General features: G+C 71.4%; 11 protein-coding genes and 2 pseudogenes. 7 read left to right on the top strand and 6 right to left on the bottom strand.

Annotated elements, in window-relative coordinates; all coding sequences use genetic code 11:
* Positions 1–20 precede the first annotated feature (20 nt).
* Positions 21–1025, bottom strand: coding sequence for an NAD-dependent epimerase/dehydratase family protein (locus OG852_RS23095; protein ID WP_330348838.1), 1005 nt, complete (start codon positions 1023–1025; stop codon positions 21–23).
* 79 nt (positions 1026–1104) lie between these two features.
* On the opposite strand from OG852_RS23095, the pseudogene OG852_RS23090 reads away from it, so the two are divergent.
* Positions 1105–1194, top strand: a pseudogene (locus tag OG852_RS23090) (flavodoxin family protein); the annotation flags it as partial.
* A 57-nt stretch (positions 1195–1251) separates the two neighbouring features.
* Here the strand turns inward: OG852_RS23090 and OG852_RS23085 are convergent.
* Together OG852_RS23085 and OG852_RS23080 are read right to left on the bottom strand one after the other, a co-directional pair.
* Positions 1252–2238, bottom strand: a complete 987-nt coding sequence (locus OG852_RS23085) for a CU044_5270 family protein (RefSeq protein WP_133910860.1) — start codon at positions 2236–2238, stop codon at positions 1252–1254.
* On the bottom strand, positions 2231–2848 hold the full coding sequence (locus OG852_RS23080) for an RNA polymerase sigma factor (protein WP_330348837.1): 618 nt from the start codon (positions 2846–2848) through the stop codon (positions 2231–2233). The genes OG852_RS23085 and OG852_RS23080 overlap by 8 nt, the downstream gene beginning before the upstream one ends.
* A 120-nt stretch (positions 2849–2968) precedes the next feature.
* On the opposite strand from OG852_RS23080, the gene OG852_RS23075 reads away from it, so the two are divergent.
* Together OG852_RS23075 and OG852_RS23070 are read left to right on the top strand one after the other, a co-directional pair.
* Positions 2969–3307 (top strand): hypothetical protein, encoded by a 339-nt coding sequence (locus OG852_RS23075; protein ID WP_330348836.1) that lies wholly within the window; start codon positions 2969–2971, stop codon positions 3305–3307.
* A gap of 218 nt (positions 3308–3525) precedes the next feature.
* A complete protein-coding gene (locus OG852_RS23070; RefSeq protein WP_133910857.1) occupies positions 3526–3975 on the top strand; it encodes a DUF5707 domain-containing protein in 450 nt (149 codons plus the stop codon).
* 169 nt (positions 3976–4144) lie between these two features.
* Here the strand turns inward: OG852_RS23070 and OG852_RS23065 are convergent, their stop codons facing one another.
* On the bottom strand, positions 4145–6796 hold the full coding sequence (locus OG852_RS23065) for an RICIN domain-containing protein (protein WP_330348835.1): 2652 nt from the start codon (positions 6794–6796) through the stop codon (positions 4145–4147).
* 450 nt (positions 6797–7246) lie between these two features.
* Positions 7247–7462 (bottom strand): annotated as a pseudogene (locus OG852_RS23060) (LysR substrate-binding domain-containing protein); the annotation flags it as partial.
* 33 nt (positions 7463–7495) lie between these two features.
* Here OG852_RS23060 and OG852_RS23055 point away from each other — a divergent pair.
* Positions 7496–7819 (top strand): cation:dicarboxylate symporter family transporter, encoded by a 324-nt coding sequence (locus OG852_RS23055; RefSeq protein ID WP_443064553.1) that lies wholly within the window; start codon positions 7496–7498, stop codon positions 7817–7819.
* Positions 7820–7993: 174 nt separating this feature from the next.
* On the opposite strand, the gene OG852_RS23050 is transcribed toward OG852_RS23055, so the two are convergent.
* The gene (locus OG852_RS23050) at positions 7994–8245 is read right to left on the bottom strand and encodes a hypothetical protein (protein ID WP_330348834.1); all 252 of its coding nucleotides are present in this window, start codon (positions 8243–8245) and stop codon (positions 7994–7996) included.
* 467 nt (positions 8246–8712) lie between these two features.
* Here OG852_RS23050 and OG852_RS23045 point away from each other — a divergent pair, with 467 nt between their 5' ends.
* The 3 genes from OG852_RS23045 to OG852_RS23035 all read left to right on the top strand — a co-directional run bounded on the left by OG852_RS23045 (position 8713) and on the right by OG852_RS23035 (position 12638).
* On the top strand, positions 8713–9243 hold the full coding sequence (locus OG852_RS23045; protein ID WP_133910855.1) for a SigE family RNA polymerase sigma factor: 531 nt from the start codon (positions 8713–8715) through the stop codon (positions 9241–9243).
* Positions 9240–10037 (top strand): hypothetical protein, encoded by a 798-nt coding sequence (locus OG852_RS23040; protein WP_330348833.1) that lies wholly within the window; start codon positions 9240–9242, stop codon positions 10035–10037. The genes OG852_RS23045 and OG852_RS23040 overlap by 4 nt, the downstream gene beginning before the upstream one ends.
* A gap of 129 nt (positions 10038–10166) precedes the next feature.
* A complete protein-coding gene (locus OG852_RS23035) occupies positions 10167–12638 on the top strand; it encodes a non-reducing end alpha-L-arabinofuranosidase family hydrolase (RefSeq protein WP_330348832.1) in 2472 nt (823 codons plus the stop codon).
* Positions 12639–12643: the final 5 nt, after the last annotated feature.

Raw genomic sequence — 12643 nt, 5'->3', positions numbered from 1 at the left:
CACCGGTCCACCGGCGGGTCCTACGCGCCGCGCGTCCCGGTCTGCGCGAACTCCGCCATGCCCTCCTCGAATCCGACCTGCGGCTTCCACCCCAGCGCGGCCCGCAGCCGCGACGAGTCCGCCGTGATGTGCCGGACGTCGCCCAGCCGGTACTCCCCGGTGACGACCGGCCCGGGCCCGCCGCACGCGGTCGCCAGCGCCCGCGCCATCTCCCCGACGGTGTGCGGCTCGCCGCTGCCGGTGTTGTACGCGGTGAGCGCACCCGGCTCGGCCCCCGCCTCCAGCGCGGCCGCATTGGCGGCCGCCACGTCCCTCACATGCACGAAGTCCCTCCGCTGCCGCCCGTCCTCGAAGACCCGCGGGGCCTCGCCCCGGGCGAGTGCCGAGCGGAAGAAGGAGGCGACACCGGCGTACGGGGTGTCGCGGGGCATCCGGGGCCCGTACACGTTGTGGTAGCGCAGCGAGAGGGCCGACCCGCCCGTCGACCGCGCCCAGGCGGCGGCCAGGTGCTCCTGGGCGAGCTTGGTCGCGGCGTAGACGTTGCGGGGATCGGCAGGGGCGTCCTCGCCCACCGGCCCGGGCGCGAGGGCGTCCCCGCACACCGGACAGAGGGGCTCGAACCGGCCCGCGTCGAGATCGGCGACGGCCCGCGGACCCGGCCGTACGACCCCGTGGCGCCCCGGGCACGTGTACCGCCCCTCGCCGTAGACGACCATCGACCCGGCCAGCACGAGATGCCGTACCCCCGCCTCGGCCATGGCGGCGAGCAGCACCGCGGTCCCCAGGTCGTTGCGCGAGACGTACTCCGCCGCGTCGGCGACCCCGTTCCCGAGCCCGACCATCGCGGCCTGGTGACTCACGGCGTCCACCCCGGACAGGGCACGGCGGACGGCCGCCGGGTCCCGTACGTCGGCGCCGGGATCGTCCCGGACGTCGTACACGAGCGCCTCGTGCCCGCGCTCCCGCAGGGCGTCCACGACGTGGGACCCGATGAACCCGGCACTGCCGGTGACCAGTACACGCATGGGGCCACGCTAGATCCGCACCGGCGCCGCACCCCGGGGCCGCGCCCGTACGTCATGACTCCGTAAGGACATGCGCGCCGAACGCCTCTACGCCTGCTCCTCCCTCCTCAACCCCCGGGGCGAGTACGCCTACTACGGCCGCGTCGGCGGCTGTCTGATCACCGGCAACGGGCGGCCAGGGCCCCGGCAGGCACCGTTCGCCCCGTCGCGAACCGAACAGGATCCGCTAGGGGCGCTGCCTCACCCGGTCGACGATCGCCCAGTCCACCACGTGTGACAGCTGGATGTACGTCTTGTCGCCGGACGCCGACGTCCGTTCGTCGCGGAAGCCCAGGAATTCATAGGATTCCGGGTCGAAGATGAGGTACTTGCCCTGCGCGAACGGGCTCTCGGGGTAGGAGATCCCCACCCCGGTGCGCCCGCCGGAGTCCTTCACTCCCCGAACCGCCTCGACTCCGGGCACCAGGGCCAGCGCCTCGTACGCGGCGGGACGCAACCCCTGGGGCAGCAACGGCCATTTCAGGAGCTCACCGAGCATGAAGTAGGCGTGGAACCATTCTTGTGCGGTGAAGTCACCGATCGACATGCTGGACGGTCCGCCGCCCGCGATGTACGGAATGAGTTCCCTCGGGTCGGTGGGCAGCTTCTTCAGCTTGCTCCACTCCCGAGGCGGCCACACGCTCTCGCCCTTCCGCAAGGGCTCCTCCCAGATCACCCGGCCGAGTTCCATGGTCAGGGAGCGCTTGGAGCCGTCCACCGACTCCCAGTTCTCGTCCTCGTAGGTCTTGACCGCGCCGGTCCCGCGTTCCGTCTCCTTGATGATCCGCTTGGAGTAGATGAACTGGTCGCCGCGCGGCGCCACGGGCTTCTCGTCCGTGCCCGTCTTCGCCGCCGCCCCGTTCAGCACGGTCACGGCGCTGACGTTGCCCATCCTCGGGGTCGCCGTGCCCGACACACGGTCGGCACGGTCCGGGTGATCGCCCTCGTCGGTGCCGCCCTCGGAGATCAGTACCGCCGTTCCCGTAACCGCCACGGCGACCACCGCGGCGGTCGCGAGGCGGAGCGCGTGGCGGCGGCTGGGGGCCGCGTCGGGGTGCTGCTGCGCGCGCGCAATCGCACGGAGCAGCCGGTAGCGGGCCTTCGCCCTGGTCGGGTCGGTGAGCGGGGCGGCGTCCGGGTCCCAGTCCCGCAGGAGTTCGAGTTCGTCAGTCATGGCCGGGTACCTCTCGCAGTGTCGTCGGATCGGAGCCACCCAACGCTTCCCGCAGCTTGCTGCGAGCCCGGTGCAGCCGGGATCTGACCGTGCCGACGGGGACACCGAGGGCCTGGGCCACCTCCTCGTAGCCGAGACCGCCCCACGCCACCAGCAGGAGCACGTCCCGGTGCCGTGCGGGCAGGGCGGCCAGTGCCGCTGCCAGCTCGCGCCGTACGGCCTGTGCCCCCACCCGGGCCGCGGCACGCTCGGCCAGCGGCTCCTCGTGATCGGCCGGGGCCGGGACGCGGGCCATGGCTTTGAAGCGGCGGCCCTCGGCCCGCCGGTGCCGGCCGACCAGGTTGGTCGCTATACCGAACAGCCAGGGCCGGGCACCGTCGCCCGTGGCCCGCGAGGGGTTGTACCGGTGCCGGTGCTGGAAAGCGGTGGTGAAGGTCTCTGCCATGAGGTCGTCGGCCGGCTCGCCACCGAGCCTGCGGGCCAGATAGCGATGTACGTCATCCGCGTACCGGTCGAAGAGCACGGCGAACGCTTCGGGCTCGTCCCTGGACCGCGCAATCACCGAGGCATCGCTCTCCGCCCCCGCGCGGACGCCTGGCTCGACGGTCATCGGGGCTCCTCTCGTTCAAGAGACATTCTGTGAAGGCCGGGCTTTCACCTCTCCTTCGCCGCTCGCCTCCGACGAGTTCCCTATTCCCGGGCAGCCTGACGCGCCGTAGAGTCACGACGGATGACGCCTGATGACGAGATCTGGCTGAGAGGCTGGCACATAGCCCCGCTGTGGCGAGTGCGGCCGAAGCATGTCCGTGCGGTCGCCGCCGCTCATGGAGTGCGCAGCAAAGAGCGCAAGACGTCCGTCAGCACATCGGAGACCAGCTACGTGGTGTACCACCTGGGGGATGCGCAGCGCCTCGCGGAGAACCTCGACAACGGCAAGGTGTCCGTCGATCCCCGATGGCGGACCGACACCCCGCAGGGCCGGCGAGCCGTCGTGCGTGACGTCCTGCTCGGCTGCGGCGTCCTGTTTCTCGTCCTGGGGCTGATCACCGTCGGGCTGCTGCACATGTAGCGCCGACTGCTCCAACCGGCTGAACCGGTGCACGAACCGTCCGTGCGCAGCATCGAGTTCACTCGCCCACCCACGCACATCAGCAAGGTACCCACCCCACTCAGGCCGGAGATGAGTACGCGTGCTCATACCCGGCGCCCGCCGCGCGGCCAGGATGGGTGCACGGCGCCGCCGAGAGCGCCGGTGTGATCCAGCCGAGCCTGTCAGGGGAATCTCTCATGTCGCGTCGTGTCGTTCTGTCCGTGGCTGCCGGTGTCGTCGCCCTCGGAGGTGCCGGTGCCTTCGCCCTCGCCTACGCCGGGGACCAGCCTCCGGCGCTGGCGCACAGCACGGCCCGCTACACCGCTCCCGACGGTGACCGCGACGGCTCGTTGACCTTCACCACGGACGTCACGCAGTCCTCCGATGTCAAGAGCGTGAAGGTGCTGGCGTGGCCGGCGAACTCGTCCTTCGCGAAGAAGGGGCTGACGGCCAAGGACATGGCCTCCGCCGAGTCGGCCGTCTGCAAGCCCTCGGGTGGGGACACCGAGCGGTGCACCTATGAGGTCACCGTCACCCGCGCCGATGCCGACGGGTCCCCGCGGGGTCTGTGGCACGTGGCTGTCCTGACCACCTCCGAGGACGGCGACACGACGCTGGACACCAAGGCGGCCGACTTCACACGGTGATCCGATCCGGACGGGCGGGTGATCGTGCCACGCGGGTGGTCGGGGCCACGTCAGGCCGGTCACCGGACCGGCGTCCTCCCTCGTTGCGACGGCCCACGCCTCCCCGAGGTCCCTCAGCCTTGGCGGGGCCGCAGCTCGTTGTGGCCGCGGCCCCGCTCGGGTGTCGGGGTCAGGACGGGTCGCCGTACTGGAGACCGCGTCCGTTGGTGCCGATGTAGACGCGGCCGTAGGTGTCGGGGTCGCCGGTGATGATGCCGAGGCTGCCGATGGCGCCCCACTGGTGGGCGTCGTCGTTGATGCGGAGCCAGGTGGCGCCCTTGTCGGTGGAGCGGAAGACCCCGGTGACGTCCTTGACGGTGCCGATCAGGTACAGCGCCTGGTAGGAGGCGCCGGATGCCGCCTTGCCGAAGCCGAGGGCGGAGGCGGACTGCACCGAGCCGAGCGTGGTGAAGGTGCGGCCACCGTCCGTGGAGTGCAGCAGCCCCTTGCCGCCGCCGGAGATCCACAGGTCCCCGGCGATGCCGGGGACGGCCGTGAGCCGGCCGGAGGGGAGGTTGCCGGCCCGGGCGGTGAAGGTCGCGCCGCGGTCGGTGCTGGCGTAGAGGGTGCCGCCGGACAGGGAGTAGAAGGTGGTGGCCGACGAGCGGTCGGCGACGACCTCCGCGTCGGTGCCCAGACCGGTGACCCTCGACCAGCTCGAGCCCTTGTCCGTCGAGCGGTACGGGACCTGACCGTCCTCGGTCCAGACGATGGTGGAGCCGTCCGCCGCAAGCGCGACATGGCCCATCTGGGAGCTGCTGACCGGCTCGGCCTTGAAGCCGTTCCAGCTGGTGCCGCCGTCGGCGGAGTAGGCGCCGTCCTGCTCGCCGCCACGGCCGACGCGGACCATCATCGAGGGGTTGGACTGGGCGAAATCGATGTCGGTGCTGCTGCTCATCAGCGGGTTCTTCATCCGCCCGGCGGGCAGCTCGGTCAGGGAGTCGTGGCGGAAACCGCCCTGGTCGCCCATGGAGGTGATGACGGTGGCGCCGCCGGGCGGGGCGATCGCGTCCGCCAGCGCGGTCTCCTCCAGCCCCCGGGCCCCACCGGTCCAGTGGCTGGTGCCGCCGTTGTCGCCGGCGTTGGCGTCCTTGCTGCGCCAGATGCCGTTGCCGGTGCCGTACAGCACGTGCCCGGAGTCGAAGGGATCGATGGCCAGGGCGGTCATCCAGTGGCCGATGCCGGTACCGACGTAAGGAGCTGCGGAGGCGTTGCGCACCGACTTGTCGGCCAGTGCCTTCCAGGTCCCACCGCCGTCGGTGGTCCGGTAGATCTCGTCCTCGGGCCACCAGCGGTCGAGGGTGGTGACCATCACCGTGGACGGCTTCCGCGGGTCGACGGCCAGACCGGAGAACCCGTAGCCGCCGTTGGACGGGGAGACGTTCTTCCACGTCCCGCCGGCCGGCGTGTACTTCCACACCGACCCCGCCGTCACGCCGTTGGGGCCGAGGGCGTCGGTGTACGTCAGGTACAGCGAGCCGTCGCCGGAGAGCACGCCGTGCTGCGGCATCTGGCCGGTGGGCTGCCCGGGGACGGCCTGCCAGGTACTGCCGCCGTCGGTGGAGCGGTACAGGGGGGCGGACTTGTCGGCGACACCGACGTAGAGCGTCTTGCTGCCGGCCGGGCCGTACGTCACGAAGGAGATGCCCCCGCCGCTGCCCGCCCCGTCCTTGACGGGGAACGAGGAGACCTGATTCCACGTCGCGCCGTAGTCGGTGCTGCGCCACAGGCCGTTCTTGCGGGTGCCCAGCAGCAGGGTGCCGTGGTCCGCCGGGTCGATCACCAGCCGTTCGCCCGCCCCGCGCCCGTCCTCGTTGGCGCCCAGCTTGAAGGGCAGCTCGGTGCGCTTGAAGGTCCGGCCTTGGTCGGTGGAGCGCAGCATCGCGCCGTTGCCGGCCCAGTTGTTGGTGTAGGTGCCCGCCGCGAGGTAGAGCCGCTCGGGGTCGACGGGGTCGGTGGCGATCGAGTCGATGCCCAGCAGGTTCCAGTCCTTCTCGCCGACCCAGTCGGTCAGCGGGATCCACTGCTCGGCCCCGGTGTCCCAGCGGTAGGCGCCGCCCATGTCGGTGCGCGCGTACAGCAGACCCTTCTCCCGAGGGTTGAACACCAGCCCGGTGACATAACCGCCGCCCGCCACCTGGGCGTTCTTCCACACATACGGTCCGGCCGCGGCCGTGGTCTGCGCGCCGCCGGTCCCGGACGCCGGGGCCTCGGCCGACTTCACCAGCTTCCACTGCTGGTTGGTGCTGCCCCTGCCCGGGTACTGGATGACTGCCGCGCCGTTGGCCGTGGAGCCCCCGCGGACGTCCAGGACCTGGCCGCTCTTGCGGGAGGTGAGGGTGACGGCGTCGGAACCGCTCACCTCGCTGATCTTCCACTCCTGGGAGGCGGCGGAGCTGTCGGTCTGCTGCTCGGCGGCGGCGCTCTGCGCGGTCGAATCACCCGCTATGCCCAGCACTTTGCCGCTGTTGCGGTTCACGAGCTCGTAGTAGCCGTCGCCGGTGGACTTCAGCTTCCACTGCTGGTTGGCGGTGTTCTGGTCGGTCCACTGCTGGATACGGGTGCCGTCGGCGGTGGAGTAGCCGTTGACGTCCAGCACCTTGGCGCTGCGCACCGACACCAGCCGGTAGTAGGCGTCGCCGTCGACCGTCGCGGCCTGCGAGTCGTCCTGCGCGAACAGGAGATACGGCACGACGGCGGCGGGCACGCCGAGCAGCACTGCAGTGGCGGTCCAGCGACGGCGATGACGCCCGCGGCGCCTGCCGTGCGTGGGGTTGTTCATGAGAGAGGTGTTCTCCTTGTGTGCCGTTCACCAGAGGTAGCGGATCCAGACGCCGGAACTGGCTGGATCCGATCCCTTGTGGTCACAGGCCCCGCAAAGGGTTGCCTCGAGCCGGGAGCTTTCTTCGGTCACCTGGTGGTGCGGTAGGCGTTGATCGGCGTACGGGTGACGTCGGCGACCAGCCGGTTGGCGGGGCCGCCGGCCAGACAGCGGCGCCTGGCGAGGTCGGCTCGGTGACGTGCGCGTCGACGCCGGCGGCGCGGAGCCGTTCGGCTTCCTCGGCGCGGGCGGTCGGCTCGTCGCTGACCCGCAGTGCGACCTCGAGGGTGAGCGGGGGCGGGGTGGCGGCAGCCGTGCGCCGACAGCCGCGTCGATCTGGTCACCGGCCATGGTCCGGCAGACAAGTTTCGCGGTCGCCGCCTGGGCGGCCCGGGCGCGTGTACGGGACGCTCAGGCGGTCCGCACCGCGGCACTCTCGCGCAGCAGGCCCGCGAAGGTCTGGGCGGCGGGCGTGAGAGCGTGGTCGGCCATGCGGACCAGCAGGATGCGGCGGACCGGGGCGGGCGGCCGCAGGGGCAGGACGCTGACGCCAAAGCGGAGGCCCTCCAGGGCCAGGGCCGGGGCCGGCGCGACCCCGATGCCGGCCGCGACCATGGCTTCGACCTCAGCCTCGGCCAGCAGCTGACCATGCTCGCCGTCATGCTCCTCACCTCCAAGGGCGCCGCCGGCGTCACCGGCTCCGGATTCGTCGCCCTGGCCGCGAGCCTCAGCGCGATCCCGCACATGCCGGTCTCCGCGCTGGCACTGATCTTCGGCATCGACCGCTTCATGTCCGAGGCCCGCGCCCTGACCAGCACCGTCGGGTACGGCGTCGCCACCATCGCCGTGGCGCGCTGGGAGGGCCGGCTCGACGAGGACCGCGCCAAGGCCGTCCTGCGCGGGGAGAGCCCCTACACCCCCGCCGCCGAGGCCGACGCCCCGAAGACGGCGCCGGCCCCCGCCCCGGTGCCTGCCATCGGCTGACGCGCACGACGCAACCCTGGGACGGCCGGTCCGGAGCTTCGACTCCGGACCGGCTCCTCGCATGAATCAGGAGAGCTCGCCCCGAGATCCGTCCCGCCCCCTGGGCCACCAAGCACCCTGGCCGCGCCCAGGTCGTCATCGGCGCCACCGCGCGTGAGACGCAGGCGCTGTTCCTCACCGACGCCGAAGCCCCCGCGAGTGGGCTACCACCCGCAGGTCGGCACCTTCCGGCATGCCGCGCCCGGCCGTCCCCGCGCAGCCCGCCCCGGCGGAACTCCACCAGTCGCGTTCCGTGGGGTCGAGACGGTCGGTCAGGCCGAGTTCGACGGCGCCGGAGCGGACCGCCTCACCGACTTCTTCCGGGCGCTCGGCCGAGGTGACGCGGACCCGGACCCGGGGATGACGTGACCGGAACTGCCCGATCACCGCGGCGAGCGGAGAAAACAGCGTCGGGGCGGCAACCTTCTCGTCCTCTGCGGCGACTGGGAGCAGGAAGGCCGCGTCGAACTACCGGATGGACGGGCATGAGGGCAACGAAGCGCGCCGCGCCGCAACCGGTGGCGCAGGCGCGGACTGGTCAAGGGCATTCCCTTGCGCTGCTGGTCGTCGGTGTGCTGGCGTGCCGTCCCCCGGGAGCGGAACCGGTGAAGGACCACCGACATCCACAGGGAGCGGCTGACCGTCGACGGCACCGCCGTGCAGCCGGACATCGGCAGCCGACCGGCGTCCGGTTCGCCCGGCATCGACCAGCTCGCAGGTCAGCCTTCACCGCCCCGCAACCGATCACGACCACTGTTCGAATCCCGGACGGAGCACTGTTAGGCTGCGCCCCCCGTTGTTGTTAAACACGCAACTAATGCGCACATCATGGCAAGGAGAGGGCGAACCGGGGGATGGTCCTCGATGACGCGTCCGCGGAGTTCCACGAATTCTTCGAACGCCACTATGCCGAACTCGCCCGTCTGGCACACCTCCTGACCGGCGAGACCGACGCGGCGGACGACCTCGCGGCGGACGCCCTGCTCGCCCTGTGGCAGCGCTGGGACCGGTTGCGGCAGGCCGACCACCCGCTCGCCTACGCCCGCGGTGTGGTGGCCAACCTGGCGCGGGGCCGGATCCGCAGCACGGTCCGGGAGCGACGCCGGACCACGCTGTTCTGGTCCCGAAGCCCCGAGAAGGTGGAGGGGCCGGACACGGCGGCCGTGCTGGACGTCCGCGCGGCGCTCGCCCGGCTGCCGTTCCGCAAGCGCGCCTGCGTGGTCCTGCGACACGCCCTCGACCTGTCGGAGAAGGACACGGCGGCCGCGCTGGGCATATCGGTCGGAACGGTGAAGAGCCAGACCTCGAAGGGAATGGCCGAGCTGGAAAGGATACTGGGCGCACGAGCGGCCGGGGACCTGGTGCCAGGGAGGAGGAACCGGTGAACGAGGAAATCGACCGTCGGCTGCGCGAGGCCGCCGAGGCCCACCGGCCCGACCGCGCGCGGATGCTGGCCCGGGTGGAACGCGGCATGGCCGGCCCCGCCGTCCGTCACCGCGCGCGACCGTTCGCGAGGTCCGGGACCAGGGTCGTTCTCGCCGGGCTCGCCGCCGGCGGCATCCTGACGACCGGCGGCCTCGCCGTCGCCGCGATCGTCGCCACCCCGTCGACGCCGCCCACCGTGACCACGCCCGCCACCCCGTCCCCGACCGCCGGCTCCCCGCACCCGACAACGGCCCGCCCGACCCCCGCCGCGCCACCCCCGGCCACCACCCCGGGCAGCTCGCGCCCGACCCCTTCGGCCACCGGTACCAGTCCCTCGCCGACCGCCGACGAGAGCCAGAACGGGCCGCTGCGCTCGGCCGGCTCGCTGGATCCGAAGAGCACCGTCTACTGGACGCAGAGCAACCTCGTCCTCAAGACGACGCAGCCGCTCACCTCGCTCACGGTCGAGATCCGGATCGTGCAGACCGGCGGGGCGAAGAACACCGGCACCTGGCAGACCCTGCCGGGTGATGACTTCACCGTCACCGTCCAGGAGGCCGGCGGCGCGCTGGTCTACCGCTGGGTCCTCAAGCCGGGCCTGACCGTGCCGGCCGGGAACCATGAGTTCGCCGCGCAGTTCAACAACGGCGACGGCGACGGCGTGCGCAGTGCCGCGGGCGACGGCTACCGCGTCGACGCACAGGGTTCGGGCGGCTCCACGTCGGTCCGGGGAGGGTTCGTCCCGACGCGGTGAACGCCGCTGTGCGGCAGGGCGATGACGGCGGCCGTGCGAATGCTTCCCTTGATCGCGGCAACTTCCGGGTGCCTGGCGGCAACTGGTGGGTGACCGGGACCGGATCACGTTCCGCTGCGCCAGAAGGACATGCCGTTGTCAGATCAGAACCGTTCTCATCGTCGCCGCCCGGCGACCCGCCGCGTGATCGCCGCCGCCGCGGTCCTCGCCGCCGCGGGCGCCGCCGTACCACTGGTCGCCCTGGCCGCACGCACGCCGGAGGCCCCCACACCGACCACGGCGGCCGACGCGGCGGCCGGCAGCGGCCGTTACTTCGGCACGGCAGTGGCCGCGGGCAAGCTCGGCGACTCGACGTACTCCGCCGTTCTCGACCGGGAATTCAAGATGATCACCCCGGAGAACGAGATGAAGTGGGACGCCGTCGAACCCTCCCGCGGCACCTTCACCTTCAAGGCCGCCGACCGGATCGCCGACCACGCCTCCGCGCACGGCCAGCGCCTGCGCGGCCACACCCTGGTGTGGCACTCCCAACTGCCCGACTGGGTCAAGTCCATCACCGACGCCGGCACCCTGCGCGCGGTGCTGAAGAACCACATCACCCAGGAGATGACCCACTACAAGGGCAAGATCTACGCCTGGGACGTGGTCAACGAGGCCTTCGCCGACGGCGGCAGCGGCCGGCACCGCAGCTCCGTGTTCCAGGACGTGCTGGGCGACGGCTTCATCGAGGAGGCCTTCCGCACCGCCCGGACCGCCGACCCCGCCGCCAAGCTCTGCTACAACGACTACAACATCGAGAACTGGTCCGACGCCAAGACCCAGGGCGTCTACAAGATGGTCAAGGACTTCAAGTCCCGCGGCGTGCCCGTCGACTGCGTCGGCTTCCAGAGCCACTTCGCCGCCGGCGGCCCGCCCGCCGGCTTCCAGACCACCCTGTCCAACTTCGCCGCGCTCGGCGTGGACGTGCAGATCACCGAGCTCGACATCGCCCAGGCGTCCGCCACCGCGTACACCAACGCCGTCCAGGCGTGCATGAACGTCGCTCGCTGCACGGGCATCACGGTGTGGGGCATCCGCGACAGCGACTCCTGGCGCACCGGTGAGAACGCGCTGCTGTTCGACGCGGGCGGCAACAAGAAGCCCGCCTACAGCGCCGTGCTCACCGCCCTGGGCGGCACCGGCGGCGGCGGCACACAGGCCGGGGGCATCACCTCCGGCACCGTCTACACGCTCTCCAACGCGGCCGCCGGACGCGTTCTCGACGAGCCCGCGGGACAGAACGACAACGGCACCCCGCTCCAGGTGTGGGATGCCAGCGGCGCCGCCAACCAGCAGTGGCGGGCCAACCGGAACAGCGACGGCACCTACACGCTGGCCAACGTCGCCAGCGGCCGGGTACTGGACGAGCCGGCCAACCGGACGGCCAACGGGACGAGAACGATCGTCTGGGACTCCAACGGCGGCGCCCACCAGCACTGGAAGGCCCACCGGAACAGCGACGGCACCTACACGCTGACCAACGTCGCCAGCGGCCGGGCGCTGGAGCTCCCCGGCGGCCGAACCGCCAACGGCACTCCCGTCCAGATCTGGGACACCAACGGCGGCGGCGCCAACCAGCGCTGGAACTTCCGGCCGACCGCGGCGCCGAAGAGCGACACGACCGCGGCGCCGAAGAGCGACACGTGTGCCCTTCCGTCGACATACCGGTGGACCTCGACGGACGCGCTGGCGCAGCCGGCGAACGGGTGGGCCTCGCTGAAGGACTTCACCACCGTGACCTACAACGGCAAGCACCTGGTCTACGGGTCGAACTACTCGGGATCGGCCTACGGCTCGATGGCGTTCAGCCCCTTCACGAACTGGTCGGACATGGCGTCGGCCCGCCAGACCGGCATGAGCCAGAAGGCGGTCGCACCCACGCTGTTCTACTTCGCGCCCAAGAAGATCTGGGTGCTGGCGTACCAGTGGGGTCCGTGGCCCTTCAGCTACCGCACCTCCAGCGACCCCGCCGACCCGGGCGGCTGGTCCGCGCCGCAGCCGCTGTTCACCGGCAGCATCCCCCGCACCGACTCCGCCACCGGCCCGATCGACCAGACCCTGATCGCCGACGACAAGAACATGTACCTGTTCTTCGCCGGTGACAACGGCAAGATCTACAAGGCGTCCATGCCGATCGGTGACTTCCCCGGCAGCTTCGGCTCGTCGTACACGACCGTCATGAGCGACACGGTGAAGAATCTGTTCGAGGCACCGCAGGTCTACAAGGTCCAGGGCCAGAACCAGTACCTCATGATCGTCGAGGCTCGCGGTGCGAGCGAGCAGCGCTACTTCCGCTCCTTCACCGCCACCAGCCTGAACGGTCCGTGGACTCCGCAGGCCGCCACCGAGTCCAACCCCTTCGCCGGCAAGGCCAACAGCGGCGCCACCTGGACCAACGACATCAGCCACGGCGACCTGGTCCGCGCCAACCCCGACCAGACCATGACCATCGACCCCTGCGACCTGCGGTTCCTCTACCAGGGCAAGACCCCGAACACCCCGCCGGGCACCTCCTACGACAGCCTGCCGTACCGCCCCGGCCTCCTCACCCTGAAGCGCTGACGCTC

It is taken from the genome of Streptomyces sp. NBC_00582 (assembly GCF_036345155.1).
Classification (GTDB): Bacteria; Actinomycetota; Actinomycetes; order Streptomycetales; family Streptomycetaceae; genus Streptomyces.
This window is presented reverse-complemented; position numbering and strand designations above follow the sequence as displayed.